The organism is Paenibacillus sp. JGP012 (genome assembly GCF_014203995.1).
GTDB lineage: Bacteria > Bacillota > Bacilli > Paenibacillales > Paenibacillaceae > Paenibacillus > Paenibacillus silvae.
Map to the genome: position 1 here is coordinate 1 of NZ_JACHKG010000039.1, position 19,009 is coordinate 19,009.

The 19,009-nt window shown below is 46.8% G+C and carries 15 protein-coding genes; 7 read left to right on the top strand and 8 right to left on the bottom strand.

The window, feature by feature from the left end; translation table 11 throughout:
- Positions 1–654: 654 nt before the first annotated feature.
- The 5 genes from HNR77_RS26905 to HNR77_RS26925 form a co-directional block, all read right to left on the bottom strand.
- Positions 655–822 carry a DUF3934 family protein gene (locus tag HNR77_RS26905; protein ID WP_111269773.1) on the bottom strand — a complete coding sequence of 56 codons (168 nt, stop codon included), beginning with the start codon at positions 820–822 and terminating at the stop codon, positions 655–657.
- 153 nt (positions 823–975) lie between these two features.
- Positions 976–2,196, bottom strand: coding sequence for an MFS transporter (locus HNR77_RS26910; protein WP_184190796.1), 1,221 nt, complete (start codon positions 2,194–2,196; stop codon positions 976–978).
- A gap of 24 nt (positions 2,197–2,220) precedes the next feature.
- Complete coding sequence (locus tag HNR77_RS26915; protein WP_184190848.1) at positions 2,221–2,826, bottom strand: TetR/AcrR family transcriptional regulator; 606 nt, start codon at positions 2,824–2,826, stop codon at positions 2,221–2,223.
- A 218-nt stretch (positions 2,827–3,044) separates the two neighbouring features.
- Complete coding sequence (locus HNR77_RS26920; protein ID WP_184190798.1) at positions 3,045–4,196, bottom strand: S1C family serine protease; 1,152 nt, start codon at positions 4,194–4,196, stop codon at positions 3,045–3,047.
- Between the two features lie 11 nt (positions 4,197–4,207).
- The gene (locus HNR77_RS26925; RefSeq protein ID WP_184190800.1) at positions 4,208–5,416 is read right to left on the bottom strand and encodes a hypothetical protein; all 1,209 of its coding nucleotides are present in this window, start codon (positions 5,414–5,416) and stop codon (positions 4,208–4,210) included.
- 634 nt (positions 5,417–6,050) lie between these two features.
- Here HNR77_RS26925 and HNR77_RS26930 point away from each other — a divergent pair.
- The gene (locus HNR77_RS26930; protein WP_184190802.1) at positions 6,051–6,818 is read left to right on the top strand and encodes a class I SAM-dependent methyltransferase; all 768 of its coding nucleotides are present in this window, start codon (positions 6,051–6,053) and stop codon (positions 6,816–6,818) included.
- A 113-nt stretch (positions 6,819–6,931) separates the two neighbouring features.
- Here the strand turns inward: HNR77_RS26930 and HNR77_RS26935 are convergent, their stop codons facing one another.
- Positions 6,932–9,061, bottom strand: a complete 2,130-nt coding sequence (locus tag HNR77_RS26935) for a penicillin-binding transpeptidase domain-containing protein (RefSeq protein WP_184190804.1) — start codon at positions 9,059–9,061, stop codon at positions 6,932–6,934.
- Between the two features lie 178 nt (positions 9,062–9,239).
- On the opposite strand from HNR77_RS26935, the gene HNR77_RS26940 reads away from it, so the two are divergent.
- The 5 genes from HNR77_RS26940 (at position 9,240) to HNR77_RS26960 (ending at position 16,122) form a co-directional block, all read left to right on the top strand.
- Complete coding sequence (locus HNR77_RS26940) at positions 9,240–9,644, top strand: CBS domain-containing protein (protein ID WP_110897934.1); 405 nt, start codon at positions 9,240–9,242, stop codon at positions 9,642–9,644.
- A 311-nt stretch (positions 9,645–9,955) separates the two neighbouring features.
- Positions 9,956–12,232, top strand: coding sequence for a glycosyltransferase (locus HNR77_RS26945; protein ID WP_221444021.1), 2,277 nt, complete (start codon positions 9,956–9,958; stop codon positions 12,230–12,232).
- A 19-nt stretch (positions 12,233–12,251) separates the two neighbouring features.
- Positions 12,252–13,412: a hypothetical protein gene (locus HNR77_RS26950; RefSeq protein ID WP_184190806.1), complete on the top strand. Its 1,161-nt coding sequence runs from the start codon at positions 12,252–12,254 to the stop codon at positions 13,410–13,412.
- A 32-nt stretch (positions 13,413–13,444) separates the two neighbouring features.
- Positions 13,445–14,866, top strand: a complete 1,422-nt coding sequence (locus tag HNR77_RS26955; RefSeq protein WP_184190808.1) for an MBOAT family O-acyltransferase — start codon at positions 13,445–13,447, stop codon at positions 14,864–14,866.
- Between the two features lie 14 nt (positions 14,867–14,880).
- Positions 14,881–16,122 (top strand): alginate O-acetyltransferase AlgX-related protein, encoded by a 1,242-nt coding sequence (locus tag HNR77_RS26960; protein ID WP_184190809.1) that lies wholly within the window; start codon positions 14,881–14,883, stop codon positions 16,120–16,122.
- 113 nt (positions 16,123–16,235) lie between these two features.
- Here HNR77_RS26960 and HNR77_RS26965 read toward each other — a convergent pair whose 3' ends face one another.
- Positions 16,236–16,685 (bottom strand): SMI1/KNR4 family protein, encoded by a 450-nt coding sequence (locus tag HNR77_RS26965; RefSeq protein ID WP_184190811.1) that lies wholly within the window; start codon positions 16,683–16,685, stop codon positions 16,236–16,238.
- Between the two features lie 168 nt (positions 16,686–16,853).
- Between HNR77_RS26965 and HNR77_RS26970 the strand changes: the two genes are divergently transcribed.
- A complete protein-coding gene (locus HNR77_RS26970; protein ID WP_184190813.1) occupies positions 16,854–17,456 on the top strand; it encodes a hypothetical protein in 603 nt (200 codons plus the stop codon).
- Positions 17,457–17,581: 125 nt separating this feature from the next.
- Here the strand turns inward: HNR77_RS26970 and HNR77_RS26975 are convergent, their stop codons facing one another.
- Complete coding sequence (locus tag HNR77_RS26975) at positions 17,582–18,949, bottom strand: MFS transporter (protein ID WP_184190816.1); 1,368 nt, start codon at positions 18,947–18,949, stop codon at positions 17,582–17,584.
- Positions 18,950–19,009 lie beyond the last annotated feature (60 nt).

Sequence of the window (19,009 nt, forward strand, 5' to 3'; positions counted from 1 at the left end):
GCGTTCGTCCTGAGCCAGGATCAAACTCTCCAATAAAGTATTGAAAAGAGCGATTAGCTCATTTTGAATCTGACGAGATTAAAAATCTCATTGTTTGTTCCAGTTTTCATACAGCCAGATGGCATGCACCAAAAACCTTCACGTTCATTCTGCAAGCAAAATGATTACTCACTCGTTGTTCAGTTTTCAAAGATCAAACTTTTCTTCGTTACCGAAACTAGTTCGTTTCAGCAACTTTTATATCATATCATTTCCGAACCAACTTTGCAAGCTCTTTTTTCCAAGCTTCTTTCGAAGCATTTTTGTAAGCTGCTTGCTGCACCGTGTAAACCGTGTTTTCTTGGCCGGAATTAGAATATATCACGAATCACCCTCGCTTGTAAAGCACTAAATATTAAAATAAATTATACATAGTATAGGTTTTGTATTTTAGACATTCGAGACACGCCCCAATTCCACATACCTATCATTAGCTAACCGAGTTTAAAATTAAATATTTCATTAATATTTACCTCTTTATAATAGAAGAAACCTGCCTAAAGTCTATTGCCTTTTACATACACAAAAAAACAGCAGTTTTCACAGATGTGCTTACCATCCCCAAAAACTGCTGCTTCCCTAACGAAACCCAGCTCTGCCTTCTCCACTGCCCGTTCACTTGGACTTATCTGCAGCCGATTCAGAACTTTCCTTATTTTTAGTGCCCTTGCTTTTATAAGGCTTTGGGGCACTCTTGGCTCGATTGGCACTGGCTTGCCAGCGGTTCCAGCCCTTTTTGCCTGTACCACGACCAGTGCCGCCCTTGCCTTTTGCTTTACTCATTTTATCACTCCAATAGTTCTGTCTATGTCTAAAAATGATCTTCCTTGGTCCTGTCCACTGTAAACCGACTCATGTGACTCACTTCCAGCAACTCTTATTATACCAGAATTGAAGTATCCACGTTTTCCCCTACAGATTGATATTATCCAGCCACTAAACTTGTGCCTTTGGTTCTTGTACTGTCTCGACAGTTCTTAGCACACGTAAAGATAACAGGAAACAAATTCCGAGCACCGCGGCAGCTGAAACATATGGATAGTTAATGTTAACATCAAATAATGCGCCCGCTACGATCGGTCCGGCAATATTGCCCAGACTGGTATAAGCCGAATTCAAGCCGGCAACGAAGCCTTGCTGCTCCTCAGCTAGTTTGGACATCTGTGTACTAATGGCAGGACGCAAAATATCCATTCCCAAAAACACGGTAAACGTTACAACAACGATGAGCCAGTACGTATGCACAAACAGAGTCAGCAGTACAAATACAGAAACAAACAGCAAGCATACGGAAATGACCTTTTTCTCACCGAATGTATTCAGCAGCCAGCCGATCAGAGATACCTGTACAACGGCTCCGGCAATTGAACCAAAAGTAATAATAAATGCAATATCTTTCGTCGTGAAACCGAATTTATGATCCACAAACAGTGAGAATACCGTTTCATAGTTAGCCAAGCCAAACGCCATAACAAATACAATGATCAAGCTGAAAAAGTAAGGCTCACGATAAGAGTTTAACAATTGAGCGACCATACCTGGTGCTTTTTCCTTCACTCTATCGGTTTCAACTGACGACTGCTCACTCGCACTCCGTTCGGATTCCGGCAAAATAATCAATGTGATAATAGCAGCCAGCAAACCGGCAACCCCCGCAGCATAAAAAGGAACCCGAATGCCAAACTCCGCAATGTAACCGCCAATGCCCGGACCGATAATAAAGCCTGTCGTAATGGCCGCATTAATTAGCCCCATGCCTTTACCGCGCTCTTCCTCCGTCGTAATATCCGCAGTGTACGCCATAACAGCCGGGAAAATCATCGCTGCACCAACCCCGCCCAGCATCCGGGCTGCGAAGAGCAGATAAGGTGCATTTACTGCGCCAAACATAAATTCAGATACGGCAAAGATCAGCATGCCGATGACAATAATCTTTTTACGTCCCCACTGATCTGACCATCGTCCGGCAGCCGGAGAGAACAGGAATTGAGTAAACGAGAACGCCGCAAACAGAAGTCCCATCGTAAAGCCTGTAATATGAAGCAAATTCATATAAGCAGGCATAATTGGAACAACCAGACCTATGCCCATAAATACCAGAAAAATATTGAACATTAACAGCAGCAGCGCGCCCCTGCTTCGTGTCAGCAAAGCCATGATTCCATCCTCCAGTGTTGTTGTCTAATTATGCTGTTTATCCTTCGCAATTCCGTAAAGGAATACACCAGCAGCCTGACGATATAATGCCAGTGCCTCTTCGGGCTCCAGCTTCCTTGACATTTGACTGAGTCCAATAATGATGCTTTCCAGAATAAGCGCAAGATGCTCCACATTGTTCTGGTTGAACTCACCTTTATCTATTCCTTCCTGAATCAGCTGTTTGTTGAATTCAATGTGACGCTCGAACATAACAGCAATCCGTTCCTGAATATCATTCTCTTTTTTCTCTCCTGTAAAAAATTCATCAGCTGCCTTTGTTAAAGGATGATTCAAATCATCCATAATTAGCTGTTCTGCCAGCCCGTAGATTTTCTCAGTGGAAGTGCGATATAGATGTTCTTTCGCGCTCCAGCTCGCTTCCCATTCCCGATCCCATTCATCAATGAGATAGAGGAAGAGCCCTTCTTTGCTTTTAAAATGATAATAGATATTCCCTTTACTGCTGCCTGTAGCGGCGACAATATCCTCAATCGAAGTTGCTTTATATCCTTTTTGTACAAAAAGGGCTTTGGAAGCATCAGCGAGTTTCTTCTTTGTCTGCTCGGACTGGAGCTGCTTTTTATTCATACTCACTCACTTCACTCCATTCACATATACATACTGAACGTTCGTTCTGTATTTTATCAAAACTGCATTTAATTCGCAATACATAAAGAAAGAACCCGCAGATAACTGCGTGCTCTTCACTTTGGTTATAACTTTGCCTGTATAGGTTCTATTTAATGACTCCAGCCATGTAAACTGCTGATCCATATCATGCTATTTTAGCTTTTCACCTTATCATGTTACTTAATCTTTTTGCCTTGACCGTGCAGAATCTTCATCTGGCCGTTCTCGTATCCAACCTGATAAGTGACATTATATCGTGATGTGATGTATTCCCCATCCTTGCGTTCTTCTGCAGCAATTACACCGCTTACTTCCAACTCATCCTCAGCGGTACGCTTGGAAGATATCTTCTCCAGGGTCACATCACTTGTATACGTATAACCTTCACGGAATTTGGCGTAACTTGTACTGCTCTGCCAGTCACTTCCGAGCAGCGCATAAGCAGATACATAATCACTCATGCTCAGATAACTGTAAAAGTCAGCAACCACGCCCTCCGCTTCCGATAAGTCCGCTGAGGACGTTTGTGAAGAGTTGTCCAGAACCGTCTGAACAGACTTGGCATCAGAGGAAAGCTCGGACCACTGCTGCACCTGTTTCAGCACACTGGTGATCGGAATGCTGAATCCAATTCCACCTTCCTGTTTCACCACCGTTGAGTTGATGCCCAGCACTTCTCCTGTCTCGGCATTAATCAGCGGGCCTCCGCTGTTGCCGTTAGTTATCGGAGCAGAGATCTGATACAAGTTGTTATAGATATACGGTTCAATCTCAAAGCTGCGGTCAAGTCCGCTAATAATGCCAGTGGTGACGGTGTTTTCAAAGCCCAGCGGGCTGCCCAATGCAAGAATCTCATCGCCCACCTCTGCTTTGGCAGAAGAGATGGGCAGTGGTTCTATTTTCACAAGATCCGGGACTCTGACGACAGCTATATCTGTTTCTTCCCCGATGCCGATGACTATCCCCTGATATTCCTGATGATCCAGAGTGCGAACGGTCACTTCTTTCGAGCCCTCTACCACATGTGCATTGGTGATTACATCACCCTTGTTATTGTATAAAAAGCCGGAGCCCAGACCTTCGCCGCTCTCGATCGTGACCACTTTTTTCTGACTATCCTCAATAATCTGCTTGCGTGTTTTTTTATTTGAAGCGTTAGAAGTCGTATTGGCCTCAGGCTTTTCCGTTCCTTTAGAAGAGGCAACTGCCAGTTTGGGTGCAATCGCCAGCTCGTCGGCTGCCTGCTCGTGAATCCAGAATACGCCTCCAGCACCGGCTCCAATGATTATTGCACTGGAAACGATCGTGCCCCATATCCGTTTGCTCATTTGATCCCCTCCTACTCCACATACCATGATGCATTCGTAACCGTCACATTTGTTGCTTCATATACCCCGTAATAGTAGGTTTCAAAATAACCCTCTTCGCCTACATCTAATATCGTCGGGTATACATAAGCATCCGTTTCACCGATATAATCACCATTCGAAGCATTGATATTGACGATAAGAGCCACCGACGAAATTGGACGTGTGCCCTGATTAACGATTGATCCGCTGATATACAAATCTCCGTACTCATCCAGTTCAGCAGACAGATCTGTAACATATACAGCCCCTGTGCGATTTCGAAGCTCCTCCTCAGCTGCCTGCTGCTCGGCAAGTCGAATACGTTCTTCCTCCGCTTTCTCAAACGCCTTTTTCTCCCGCAGCACTTCGTCCCGATATTTGGTCAGCTTTTGGTCATCTGGTGCATAGGATAAACCGTTGTCCACGGTCTGCAGCGCTGCTGTAAAATTACGTTTCTTCACCTGCTGCTCCGCTTGTTTATAACTGATGCCTGCCAGCTTGTCGATGATCTGCTTTCGTACCGCTTCCGCTTCCTTGCCGCTCAAGCCGGATATCGTTTTGAGTTTCCCCGCCAGTGCTTCTACGGTGGTTAACTGATCAATTTCTTTTTTGACCTTTAGAACAGCCAGCGTTACTTTTCGATTGTTCAAGGCTGCCCTTGCTTTAGCAAATACGGGCTCCTGCCGCTCGTTTAACGTTTTCGCTGCCGTTTGAATGATTTTGTCCGCTTCTGACAGCTTGCCTGTTTTGAGTAAACCCGCAGCTTCATCCATCTGATTGAATAGATTGTAGGCTTTTGCCGTAATCTGCCGGTCCTGAACCAACGCTTCTACATTCGGTCTGTAGCCAAGTGCTTGATCCAGCAGCTTGATGGCCTCCGCATATTTCCCATTCAGCGCGGCTTGCTCTGCCTCATGATGCAATGTCTTTACTTGAGCATTAACAGCACTCTCCTGATTATAATAATACGTCAGCAGCGCACCCATAAATGCTGCAAGCAGCAGCGGAATAATCCATAGAAAAGGGCTATTTTTACGTTTGCTCACCTCTCCGGCAGAAGCTGCATTGCGGGGTGAAAGTCCTTCCTGTTCCTTCCAGATCTGATCCTCCGTAGAGCTGACTTGTTTGAGCACAGTTCCACACTTCTGACACTGTGCTTGACCCGAGCTGTTTTTTGTCCCGCATACGTGACAGTACACCCTGATCCCTCCATCTAAAAATATGTATGTTTCCATTGCTTATCTGTTATTAAGCTGTTCTTCTACCCGTTAACAGAATATGTGTATCTGAATCTCAGGGTGAATCGACATATATCATATAGCAAAAAGGTAAAATGCACCATATCTTACTGCGATAAAATGCATTATTCGCTATTGGCTAGGTGATGTCAGGCTTTGTAATGATTCACCTTTCCATAAAGATAAACATTGCAGGCAAGGAGACATCACAATTGTGATTCGTTCATCTAAAAAAGCCCTCCTGTAGTCAGGAAGGCTTTCTACATTGTTATGCACAGTATCTTATTTGCTTTCTGAGCTTAGCACGAAGAGCCACCATCGATCCCTCGGATTGGTAGAATAGAATCCACTCCAAAATATCACCTCGCGTATGCGCTATCAATTACGTATAATGAACGTATTCCAACATGTGAGGTGAAAGGGATGTTGTTCCCGATCGTTCGAAGTAGTTAGAAATCGGGCTGGATCAAAACGCGTACCAGCTGCCAAGGGGCAGGTCTGTCCATTTGAGCCTGTTCGATGCTTTACACACGAATGATTACACAAGGAGACACATCCATAACCATAACATCACATATTGGAGGAAGGTTAAAGTATGACAAAAAAATGGGATTACGAAGCATTCTATGAACGTGTCGGTCGGCAAAACGGCTGGGATTTCAGCACAATGAAGGTTGTATCTGATACCCCTGATTGGGATTTCTACGAAGAGGTTATTCGCTGCACGCAAACCTCAGACTTGCTGCTCGATATTGGCACCGGCGGAGGAGAAGCCGTGTTGTCCATTGCAGAACATGCTCATCTGCTTGTGGGCATTGATCTGGCTCAAGGCATGATCGATACTGCCCGGCGAAATCTGAAGAAAGCGGCAAGCTGCTCCGCAAACAGTTCCAATGTCCGCTTCGTTCAGATGGATGCAGACCATCTCGAGTTCCCGAATGAGTTTTTCAACACCGCATCCTGCAGACATTCCGCATTCTCTGCATCGGAGGTATACCGGGTACTCGCAGAGGACGGCATATTTCTGACCCAACAAGTCAGCGAGCATGACAAATTAAATATCGCGCAGGCTTTCGAACGCAGGCAGCATTCCGGCATTGAACCTGACGCGCTGCTGGAACGCTACAGACAGGAGCTTGCACGCGCCGGTTTCCGGCAGATCGAGGTCCGTGAATATAATGTAATGGAGTATTATGCAACACCAGAGGATCTCCTGTTTTTGCTCATGCACACGCCGATTGTGCCTCATTTTGGAGAACATGCTTCCGATCTGGAGACTTTCAAACAGTTTGTGCAGGACCACCGGCACGAGAAGGGGATTCGCACCAACTCGGCACGCTTTATGATTACAGCAAGAAAATAATCTGAAATATATTCAAAAACGCGCGTTGGCAAATCCGGGTGGATTCAGCCAACGCGCGTTTTGTTCATTATACTTGCCGCTCGCTGTTTATGAAAAAATTTTACTGAGTCAAATTACTGATCAAGCTGCAATTTCTCCAGGAACGGCTTTAACCGATCCACTACATAATGGCTGCCCCCGCGCCCGTTAACTTCTTCGATCACCGCTGCCAGAAGGAACGATGGCGATTCCGTATCAAACGTAACGAAAAAGCCATTCTCCTGACCTTGCTCGCCCTTCTTCGCTTTCAGCTCTGCCGTACCGGTCTTGCCTGCAAGACCACCAGCAATTGAACTGAGGGCATGTCCTGTTCCTCCTTGACGAGAAACAACCTCTTTCAAAGCATTTTTGACGGTGTTGGCCACATCGGGTGTGATAATTGCCGCAGGGTCAGAGGTTTCTTTGCCAACAATGAGCACAGGCTTTACAAGCTTGCCTTCATTCACAAACGGTGTAAAAGCAGCGGCAAGATGAATCGGCGACATTAACATCTCCCCTTGTCCATATGACGTGTCGGCAAGCAGCACCTCGGAGGATAAGTCCTTATGTGCTTCATTGGCATACTGACTCGGCTTCAGGTACAGCTCATCCATTCCGAAATTATCGCCAAACCCGAACTTCTGAATGCCCTCGATGAACTTGGCACTGCCCATTTCTGTCGCTTCCATCGCAAAATAAATATTGTCGGAATACACCAGCGCATCCACCATATTAACCGGACTCAGGCTTTTCACCCGCTTGACGTAATATCCACCCCAGCTGTCATCTTTCCTCCACTGCAAACCGGAAATGTCATGAGTTTTATCCGCGGTTGTTACGTTCTCCATTAATCCGGCTGCCGCGGTAATTGCTTTGAAGGTCGAACCCGGGGCATACCGTGTCGTAACTCGATTGATAAAAGGAAGCTTCTCATTCGCCGAATAGGCGTCCCATTCCGCTTGCGTCAGGCCCGTGACCATTTTGTTTGGATCGTATGACGGTGCACTTACCAGCGCCAGCAGGTTGCCATCCTTTGGATTCATCATCACCATTGCTCCGGCATCACCGCCGCCAGACAGCGTTTGATACAGCCTTTTCTGCTGCGCCGAGCTGATCGTGAGCTGCACATCTTTGCCATCCACCGCATCCTTGCGAATTAATTCGGAAAGGGTATTCCCCGCTTGATCGGTGATCTCAATCAAAGCACCGCGCTCTCCGCGCAGCTGTTTCTCCATGGATTGCTCCAGTCCTGCTTTGCCGATCCAATCCTCCGCGCGGTAATATCCCTCGGTGTCTTTGTCCAGGTCCTCCTTGGTCGCTTTACGAACATAGCCAATCAGATGCGCGGCTGCTTCTCCAAGGGGATAATATCGGACCTCCTTGCTTTGCAATGCAACACCACTCAGTGAATCCGGAACATCGAACTCCTCCGTAGAACCGATCGGGACAAAAAATCCGGGCTTCACCCACGTCTGATTCAGCGCCTTCTGAATGCCTTCTACGGATACATTGTAATGATCTGCGATGCGAGCAATCATCTGATCGGGTTGATCTCCCAGCTTCTCAGGCACAATTCCCCATTCATTCATGGTCCCTTGGGTTGCGAGCGGTAATCCATCACGATCTACAATATTTCCTCGAGCCGGAAACAAAGTCTTCACCCGAACCTTGCTTCCTTTCACCATGTCACTGAGAATCAGGGATGGCTGCCAGTTAATTTGCCAGATTTTGCTCCCGTCCTCCAGCTCCTGTCTAACTAATTTTAACGTATGGGTCTCACTGATATCTCCCAGAAAAGTAGTCAGGTGAAGATTGTAATTTGCCTCGTAGAGGTCCGGATTACCGTCATTCTCCTGACCCGTCTTCGCTTCTGAACCCGCTTTCTGATCTGTATTCGCTCCGGCATCCGCTCCAGCTTCAGTCTCTGCTTCCTGCAGCGGCTGCAGCTCAGCCTTGATGTCGGAAACCTGCATGCCCGTATATATGGCATTGTATTTCTCGACAAACTGCTCCTTTGTCATGCCTGCTTCGGTCAACGAAGCAGGTGACATTAACGAATACAACTGGTCGAACTCTTTCTTCTGCAGATGCTCTATGTACTGATTTACGGTGGTCTGAGGTTTCGCTTCCTCGGGTTTGTTGTTCTGCATGTATAAATACATTCCGATGCCGCCTGCAAACAGGATGGGCAGAAGTCCATATAATAATTTACGTTTTGATTTCATGTCAGTTCACCTCTACTCTATACTATAGATTTCCAGCACGGATTAAACAATGTAACAAATCTGATGAATTTGTCATTAAAAATAGCCTTCGGCTCACATAATATGTTTAAATAAGAATAGTGAATTACATACTAAAGCTTTTTTGCTGTGAAGCAAAAAGCTGAAAAGGAGCCCGATGATGGAAATCAGCTATTTTTTACTCCCCAAAGCCGAAGTGGCCTATATCGAGTCTACCGCTTCCATGAAAGATGCTATCGAGCAGCTGGAATCGCACCACTACACCGCCATTCCCGTAATTGACCCGGATGGAAAATATGTTGCTACTCTATCCGAAGGCGATCTGTTATGGAAAATGCGGGGCACCCCCGGTTTGACATTTGACAATATGGATCAAGTGCAGGTGCATGAGATCAGCAATCGCGTTTATAATGAATGCGTGTACATCGAAGCAGAGATGGAAGATATGCTGACCCTTGCAGCAGATCAGAACTTTGTACCCGTGGTCGATATAGATCGTGTCTTTCTCGGCATCATTCGTCGTAAAGATATCATTGAATATTACACCCGCAACATTTCAGATTAACACGAATCTGGAGGAGCAGCAGATACACAGGTGTGTCTGCATAAGATATTACGAAGAAGGCGAGCTTACGGGCTCGTCTTTTTTGCATCTGTACAGAAAAACCCAAAATATATTCCATATCGTGGATTTATAATAAAAATGTTGCTAATTATCGCTGAAATAAATACAATATTCATCATAATTCGACATTTATCCCAATGACCATATCAGCTTATGTTCAGAATCTGTTCAGAACTGCATTGTATGATAGACATATTGTCAGACTTGATAAACGCTAGCTATTTTACCACGCATAGAGAGAGGTATGCACCTTGAATCGTTTAAGCACGCGCAACAAAATACTGGTCACTGCAACAGTCATTATGTCCTGTATTTACGTCATCTGGCGTACATTCTTCACCATTCCTTTCGGCCATGGCCCTCTTGCTGTGACCGCTGGTCTTGCCCTCCTCATTGTTGAACTCATCGGCATGTTTGAACTGGCCGTGCATTTCTATAATATGACCCGGCTTGAATATCCCGAGCTTCCCGTTGTGGACGAGGTTTTATATCCGGATGTCGATGTTTTTATTGCAACCTACAATGAACCGGCATCCCTGCTCTTCAAAACGATAAACGGTTGTCTCAACATGGATTATCCCGATCGCTCCAAAGTACATATTTATCTATGTGACGACTCCAATCGTCCCGAGATGCGGGAACTGGCTGCTCATATGGGCATTCACTATCTAACCCGAACAGAGCATATCCATGCCAAGGCCGGAAACCTGAACAACGCCATGAAGCATACTTCCTCACCTCTAATCGCCACGTTCGATGCCGATATGATTCCGAAGCATGATTTTCTGACGTCCTGTGTGCCGTATTTTTTGACAGGAGAAAAAATTGGCTTCGTTCAAACTCCGCAAAGCTTTTATAATCCGGATCAATTTCAGTACAACCTGTATTCGGAAGCCCGCATTCCCAATGAACAGGACTACTTCTATCGTGATGTGCAGGTTGGGCGGAACAAGTCCAACTCCGTCATCTATGGCGGAACCAATACGGTGCTGTCCAGACAAGCCCTTGAGGACGTTGGTGGTTTCTATACCGGGTCGATTACAGAAGACTTTGCAACCGGTATTGAAATGCAGAGCAAAGGGTATCGCTGTTATGCCACCAATAAGGTGCTGGCTTCAGGACTTGCTCCCGGTGATCTGAAAAGCCTGATCAAGCAGCGTCAGCGCTGGGCACGCGGATGTATCCAGACGGGCAGAAAATTGAACATTCTCTTCAAGAGAGGTCTTACTTTTGCCCAAAGACTGAACTATATCTCATCCATTACCTACTGGTATGCCGGCTTAAAACGGCTGCTGTACATTATGTCGCCTATTCTGTTTGCTGTGTTTGGTGTGCTGGTGGTGAAATGCACCATTCTGGAGATTCTGGTGTTCTGGCTGCCGATGTACCTGCTGACCAATACATGTCTTCGTATGCTGTCAGGCAATATTCGAACGACCAAATGGACCAATGTATATGAAACGATATTGTTTCCGTCGCTGCTGCCTGCCGTTATTCTGGAAACACTCGGCATCACCATGAACAAGTTTGCAGTCACTCGCAAAGATGGAGCACATAATGATCGCAGCTACCAGATCAAACAGATTATTCCTCATCTCATTCTGGCGGTGCTGTCCGTAATTGGTATTGTGAACTGTATCCACTGGACCTTTAGTCAAGGCACGATTGGTTTTCTTGTCGTTTTATACTGGTTGCTGATCAACTTCTACAACATTATGATGTCCATCTTTTTCCTCAGCGGACGCAAGGTGTTCCGCAACTATGAGCGTGTGCTGGCTGCTGTGGAGTGTACGCTGACCACAGAGGGGGAAACCCTCTCGACTGTTACTTATGATATCTCGGAAGGCGGCATTTCCATTCTGCTGGATACACCAAGATACATTCCGAGTGATGCTGAATTTGGCGTGCAGCTGGTATCGGGTCCTTATTCGAGCGAGTTCAAAGCCAAGGTCACACACGTCACTACATTTGGAACCAAGTGGAAGTATGCATTTAAAGTGCATGAGATTAACGAAGCAGAGCAGCGCCAGCTGCTGCACATTGTGTATGATCGCGAGCCAACGCTTCCTCAGAAGCTGGACAAGGATATCAGTACATTTGAAGACATTCGTCTGAACTTTGTACGCCGCGGACAGATCGGCATGATGTCGAACCGCAAGCTGGCCCGTATTTCGCTGAACCACGAGCTTGAAACAACCGAGTATGGCACAGTGACCCTGCTGGATTTCAACTACGATTTTATACTTGTGCAGATGTCTCACCCGGAAATGGCCTACGAAGTTCGTCTGCCTCTTGCGGAAAATCTGATTCTCGACTGTGAATGGGTAAAATCGATGCGAAGCAAACACGGCATTTTGTATCGGGTTCGAAACATTCGCGACATCGCCCGCAGTGGTCAAATGCCAGAGCTGGAGGCCCTTTTGAAGCAGTGGAATGTAGCGTATATCGAGTCTCGCAAACCAAAGGGCACATCCTCTTACAAAAACTTCGTCTCCGATGATGAACTGAACGAGATGGCTTATTTATAAATAATGGAGGCAAAAAAGCATGCGTACGAAATGGCAGCAGTGGCTGCTTCTCGCGATTGTGACGGGGTTGTGGAGCATGAGCAGTTCCTATGCCAGTGCTTCAACTCAGCCTGAACAGCTGCACTGGAGCGAACGTTCCATCCATAAGTGGAGCAATGGTGCCAAGGTGCAGTCCAATGTGGACCGTAATGGCAGCTTGCAGATCAGCACCAGCACACAGGGGCTGAACAAAGGATTTTATTCTGCCTATCTATACGAACTGCAGAACAGGGATTGGTCGGGCAGCGGCGAGCTAAGGTTCTCCGTACGCAATGACTCGGATCAGGCACTGCCACTAAACGTTGTTATCACCCGAGCTGACCGGGCCGCACTCACTGTTTCGAACGAACGTCAGGTCATCCTGATTCCGAAAGCAACCAAGCAACCCGGGCTGGTTCAACCCGTGAATGGATTGATTGAACTTGCGCCGGGATTTGAAGGCGAGGTTCGTGTTCCCTTTTCCAGCCTCATGATTCGCAATAAACCTGCTACAGCCGGACACGTCACTCCGGGAAACATTCTGAGCTGGGGGATCACCATGACAACATCGGAAAATGCACAGCTGAGCTATCGCATAGGAAACGTCAAGCTGGTGTCTGCTCAAGAAGCCTTTATGGAGAACAGCTTGTCCGCTGTGCACATCCATGGAGATGAACGCGTAGTCATACCCGTCGCCGGTCAATCCGTGGCCCAATATACGGTGATTGGTTCGCCAGAGAGTTCGGACGTCCAATTCCAGCTTGCACATCCTGTACAGGGTGTATCCATTACATCGGACGGGCTGCTGACACTTGAGACGGAGGCTGACGGGGCCAAGTCGGTTGTGATTCAGGCTGTAATTGATGAGAAGTGGCGCAGCAGCCTCTCGATTGCACTTGATCCTTCTACGGCGATGAAGGTCAAGGAGGCTGACGGAACACCACGTTTCATCCCTGCACCTGATCAGGTGTCCAAAGTGCTGGAGCCTTCTGCCATATGGTTAAAGCCCTGGATGGAATGGATGATTCGCATCAGCCTGCTCCTCATCGGTCTACTGGTTGTCATCCCTTACTGGCTGTGGAGAAGAGAGCAGCGTGCCTTCCAATCTGGTAAAGCCCATTCCATGAATCATCGCCGGTCCAAACGATTGTTCCGCATGTAAGTTGTTTATTTCATCTCCAAGGAGGAAAGGCAGTGCTCTTTTCCAGTGTCGTTTTTTTATTTTATTTTTTGCCGCTTGTATTAGGGCTCTATTATGTACTGCGATTTTCGGTAACGCTGAAAAACATGCTGCTGCTTGCAGCCAGTCTATTCTTCTATGCGTGGGGTGAACCTCGCTTCGTACTGGTCATGCTGGTTTCGATTGCGCTGAACTATGTGTTCGCCCTGCTTGTAGACAAGTATCGGGATCGGCGCAATGCCGCCTACACCATTATTACTGTGATGCTTGCCGCCAATCTGGGCATGCTGTTTGTTTATAAATATTTGGCGTTTGCCCTGCGCATTGTGAATGAAAGCACAGGCTTTGGTCTGAGCATTTCACATATTGCGCTGCCGCTCGGTATTTCTTTTTTCACCTTCCATGCGATCTCCTATGTTATTGACGTGTACCGCGGACATGGCAGTGTGCAGAAAAACCCGTTTTATGTCGCTCTGTATATTTCCTTTTTCCCTCAGCTGGTTGCGGGGCCTATTCTGCGTTACAACATGATTGCGGATCAGATGATGCATCGCAAGGAGAGCTGGGACAAGTTCGCGGTAGGCTGCTGCCGCTTCATTGTCGGTTTAAGCAAAAAGGTGCTGTTATCCAACAGCATGGCCATTGTTGCCGATCACGCCTTCAGCGTGGGAGGAACGTCCGATATGGCATCAAGTCTGGCATGGTTGGGCGCTATCGCCTATACGCTGCAAATATATTTCGACTTCTCCGGTTATTCCGATATGGCGATTGGACTTGCGTTAATGTTTGGCTTCAAGTTTGAAGAAAACTTCAAGTATCCGTACATTTCCCGATCTATCACTGAATTCTGGCGCCGCTGGCATATCTCGCTTGGAACCTGGTTCAAGGAATATGTCTACTTCCCGCTCGGAGGCTCACGAGTCAGCAACAAGGACAAAATGATCCGCAACCTGCTTGTGGTCTGGGGACTTACAGGTGTCTGGCATGGCGCGGAATGGACATTTGTCATCTGGGGTTTAATTAACTTTGCCTTCATTGCCTTGGAGAAAATCTTTAATCTGGACAAAGGCATTCGTTTTGCTCCGCTCAGACATGTCTATGCCATGTTTGTTGTTGTCATCGGCTGGGTCATTTTCCGTTCACCCGATCTGCTGCAGGCAGGCAACTATCTTGGCAACATGTTCGGATTGTACGGCAACGGGTTCTGGAGTGATACAACCGGGATGTTCATGAAGGAATATGCGCTTTTCTTCGTACTCGGCATTCTCTTCTCCACACCGATCGCCTTGCGTATGAACAAATGGATGGTCGATGGCGTTCGCTTCGGCAAACCGCTGGAGCTGATCTACCCGGTGAGCATCATCGGTTTGTTCCTCGTATGTGTATCCTATCTGGTCAAAGGAACGTATAATCCGTTTATTTATTTCAATTTCTGAGAGAAGGATGTTATATGCATAACTTTTTTGCCAAAAAGAGACTCGCCGCCTTCCTCTTCATTGTGGTGCTGGCTGCGTTCTCCATCCTCAATATGCTGCAATCTTTCGAGCCGTTAAAAAAGACGCTGGCATCGGCAGACTATCGTTTCTCCAATGCCAAAGGCATCATTAACAAGCTGGATGCAGACATCAATGAGCATGTTTTTGAGAAGTTCGGGTTCGTGGAGGCCTACGGTTACTTGCAGGCTCTGATGTGGAAAAACGAGGAGAATAACTTCGAGGTGGTCAAAGATACCGAAGGCAAGCTGCACTATACCTACTTCGCTACCGGTCCGACCGATACGAAGCAGCTTTCTGACCGGGTGGCCGAGCTTGGGGCACAATTGGATGCCGCAACAAAGCTGACCTATGTTATGACACCCGACAAATATGTACGTGGGCATACAACGTTCCCGGACGGCATTCCTTACAATTATAATAACGAAACCGCCGATGGCTTTCTGAATCATCTGAAGCAGGCCGGAATCGACACACTCGACTTGCGCGAGGGGCTGCTGGAGAGCGGCATACCTGCGAAGGACCTTTTTTTCACAACCGATCATCACTGGAAAATCAGAACGGCCTTCTGGGCGTTCGGTCAGCTGGTTCATCATCTGGATGGCATGTATAACAAACCACTGGACCCGGAGCATTATTTTACGGATATCAACAACTATAACGTCATTCCATACAAGGATTTCTTTATTGGCTCACAAGGGCGCAGAACGGGGAAATGGTATGCAGGCGACGATGATTTTGATCTCATCTATCCAAAATTCGGAACGAACTACTCGTTCTATTTCCAGACAGGCGACACCAAGGCAACATTAAACGGACGCTTCGAGGATGCCCTGCTGACAACGTATCCGCTGAATGTGAAGGGTGCTGCCTATGATCTCACTGCTGATAAATATTTTACGTATCTTTATGGCAATCAAGGGATCGTACATGTGACCAACAAAGACAATCCGAACGGACTCAAGGTGATGTTTATTAAAGACTCGCTGGCTGTGCCGATGATCTCTTTCCTCTCGACCGTAGTATCTGATGTGTATCTGGTTGATCCACGATATTATACCGGGGACATTATTGATTTTGCGAAAAAGACCGACCTGGATCACGTCTTTGTGTCCATCTCGCCGCAGGATCTCGTGGATGAGTTTTTCCCTTACGGGAAGAACGAGAAGACAGAAGATCATTACGCCAGTTCGAAGTAAAGGAGCAAGCTAACACCTGAAAAAGGGTACTTCTACGACATTTGCAGCCAGTAGAGTACCCTTTTGCTTATCAGGGATATGTCTAGCACTTTTTCCACTTACATATTGCTTTTTTACAGTGTCGTCACTTCGGCCAATTCGAAATACCACTCCAGAAATGCATTAAAATCAGCCCATTGCGGCTTGCTCTCACCACTCAAAAAGCGTTCAATCGACTCGCCCAGCTCAACCAGCACAACTTCGTCTGTCTGACGATTATAGAAAAATCCACCCTCGCCCTCAAAGCTGTCCAGCGGAATATATGCCTCTGGCAGTCCGAGTGTAAGCTGAGCTACATTCATATCGTCCAGATATACGGTATTTTCGATTACCCAACAGATCTGATACAGCTCCTGATGCCTACTGTAAAATGTCGGTCCATCCTCTGCATGCAAGTAAAATTGTGCGAAATCCGAGTTCAGATCCATATTCAGCTTACGCAGCGCTTCCTCGTATTCGGCAGGTACATCTTCATGCCACCAGCCGTTTACGCGGCAGTGTTCAATGACTTTGGTGGATAACATCACAAGCCCTCCTGTTCATGAAGCCGTCCCTCATGGTTAAGTATGGTCTATAAATCAAATACCTTCTCACTATATCGTCTGCGCTGTCCCGGTTCAAGTCAGGTCAATATGCAACTTTCTCTTTTCATCTCCGTCTAACTAGAGGACTACACCTCAAAGGAGATGACTATGCGAATAAGCTGCAGCCCCGGTTTTCCCGGAAGTATGATCGGTTCCATTGATTTGAGACCTGTTGAACCTGGCCCTACCCTTTCTACGAAAAGTCAGATCACAGCACACATTGATCCCGAACTTATCGCGATTCCCTATACTATCGATCCTGGTTTTGGATCACACTTTGATACGATGAAGATCATGAAAGGTACATATCAGCAAGAGTTTCACCATAGCTTTGATGTCGAGTTTACGATTGATGTAGATCAAAAAGGTTATATTACGCAGTTTGAGCACACCTTCACGCTGGAGCGTTATTTGGATTTGATCCGAACGCAGTCATACCAGGTCATTCAGACGAACTGGCGCGGACAGTCCTTTCATGTCATGACCTACAGTTATATGGAAGAGGTGCTTAACCCGAACAATGTGATTTTCCGATGCACGGATGCAGAAGATGTGTTTGTTGTCGCTGAGCTCATTCCTTTTCGCGTGGGGGGAGTTGTGGAGCAGCTTAACCATCGGTTCCTTCACTTTCGCGCACTGATCTCCGCCCGGGACGACTTGTACCCCATTGATTATATGTGTCAGCCGGATTTCGATCTGAATCTGAACTAAGCCATAAAGCTCGCTGCCCCTGTAGCCATTAAAAAAGCACCTCACCGAATCAGCACAAGATAACCATACTTACGCCGGATATCGATGCATTTCGGGGGTGCTTCGTTTAATAGAATTACAATTGCTCACATACCGGTTCCAGTTCCAGTACCCGAACGAGCAGATTCCGCGCGCGGAGTGAAGCTGAAATATCCTTCATCGAGATGCTCTGTTTTGGGAAGACTGCGTGACACGCGGTCAACCATCCAGAACACACCAACCAGAACGACAATACAACCACTCAAAGTAATCACACCAGCAGTGGGTATCCACACCCCCAGCGTACCACCAATCAGACTGCCTACAGGCATCGCGATCCCGCTCAATGCCATCGTGGCAGCGAAAACCAAGCCAAGATATTTCTGAGGAATGCCTTTCTGAACAACCGTGTTAATGATGACATTTACCGCGCCACCAGGAAGCCAGGCCAATCCATAGACCAGAATGCTAAGCCATCCCCAAGGAGCAAATACACAGGCTATCCATGCAATTCCTGATGCGATATACGCAACGGAATATAACAAACCCAGACGAACCTGTTCCAGTCTGAGATAAGGTGCACATGTGGCTCCAATCACACTTCCGAGCGCCTGTGCCATTAACATTAGCCCGTACATGCCTGCCCCGCCAAGTTGATCACTATATATCGGAAGAACGCTGAAGGTTGCTCCGCCAGCAGCATTAATAACCATTATGCCGAAGAGCAGCTTGGCTAAGGAAGTGCGGGTAAGAAGCTGTATCCCGCTAACCAGGTCGTCCATGTAATTCCTGAAAAACAACCGGATTCCGGCGTGTTTCCTGTTACCCGTTGACTCTTCATTCACCGATGAAGAAGCAGTATCCGGCTGTTGTGCTGTTTCCTGTTTTGCAGATGACGATGGGGGGAAAGGAGCGATTCGCAGCTGGGAAAACAGCATAGCGCCAATAAAAAAACCAATAGCATTCCAGAAATACATCGAAACTGCACCCAATGCGACAATGAGCATCCCGGATATTGCATTACAGGCCACATCAATTCCTTGATACGCTATGGAAAACAAGGAGTTGCCCTGGGTTAGCTGATGTTTGTGGACTACCCTCGGCAGCGCTGACATCTGAACAGGATACACCCATGTGTTGCAAATATTAAGAATCGGGGTGATCACCAGAACCAGACCTACACTCAAAAAATCATAATATGCCGCAACAGGTACAATTAATAACAAAAAAGCCTGAATAAGCTGACTATATACGAGAATGCCTCGAACCGGTAAACGATCAATGATCGGGCCGGAGAAAATCTGAATAATTTTAGGCAAAATCGACAGAAAACCTGCCAGCCCCGTATAGAATGATGATCCGCCCAGGTTATATACCAGCCACATCGCTGATACAGCATAAAGGCTATCTCCTATGTTAGTCAGAATACGTCCAAAAAACATCAGGCTAAAATTTTTGTTTCTGAAAATGTCCAAATCTCCACCTCCATCAGCCTCGCCAGTTCCCTGAATTTATACCCATACACCACGCAAGGA

Excerpts from the sequence above, each read along its gene's own strand:
- HNR77_RS26905 (WP_111269773.1), bottom strand. The coding sequence starts at position 822 with ATGAGTAAAGCAAAAGGCAAGGGCGGCACTGGTCGTGGTACAGGCAAA.
- HNR77_RS26910 (WP_184190796.1), bottom strand. The coding sequence starts at position 2,196 with ATGGCTTTGCTGACACGAAGCAGGGGCGCGCTGCTGCTGTTAATGTTC.
- HNR77_RS26915 (WP_184190848.1), bottom strand. The coding sequence starts at position 2,826 with ATGAATAAAAAGCAGCTCCAGTCCGAGCAGACAAAGAAGAAACTCGCT.
- HNR77_RS26920 (WP_184190798.1), bottom strand. The coding sequence starts at position 4,196 with ATGAGCAAACGGATATGGGGCACGATCGTTTCCAGTGCAATAATCATT.
- HNR77_RS26930 (WP_184190802.1), top strand. The coding sequence starts at position 6,051 with ATGACAAAAAAATGGGATTACGAAGCATTCTATGAACGTGTCGGTCGG.
- HNR77_RS26935 (WP_184190804.1), bottom strand. The coding sequence starts at position 9,061 with ATGAAATCAAAACGTAAATTATTATATGGACTTCTGCCCATCCTGTTT.
- HNR77_RS26940 (WP_110897934.1), top strand. The coding sequence starts at position 9,240 with ATGGAAATCAGCTATTTTTTACTCCCCAAAGCCGAAGTGGCCTATATC.
- HNR77_RS26950 (WP_184190806.1), top strand. The coding sequence starts at position 12,252 with ATGCGTACGAAATGGCAGCAGTGGCTGCTTCTCGCGATTGTGACGGGG.
- HNR77_RS26960 (WP_184190809.1), top strand. The coding sequence starts at position 14,881 with ATGCATAACTTTTTTGCCAAAAAGAGACTCGCCGCCTTCCTCTTCATT.
- HNR77_RS26965 (WP_184190811.1), bottom strand. The coding sequence starts at position 16,685 with ATGTTATCCACCAAAGTCATTGAACACTGCCGCGTAAACGGCTGGTGG.
- HNR77_RS26970 (WP_184190813.1), top strand. The coding sequence starts at position 16,854 with ATGCGAATAAGCTGCAGCCCCGGTTTTCCCGGAAGTATGATCGGTTCC.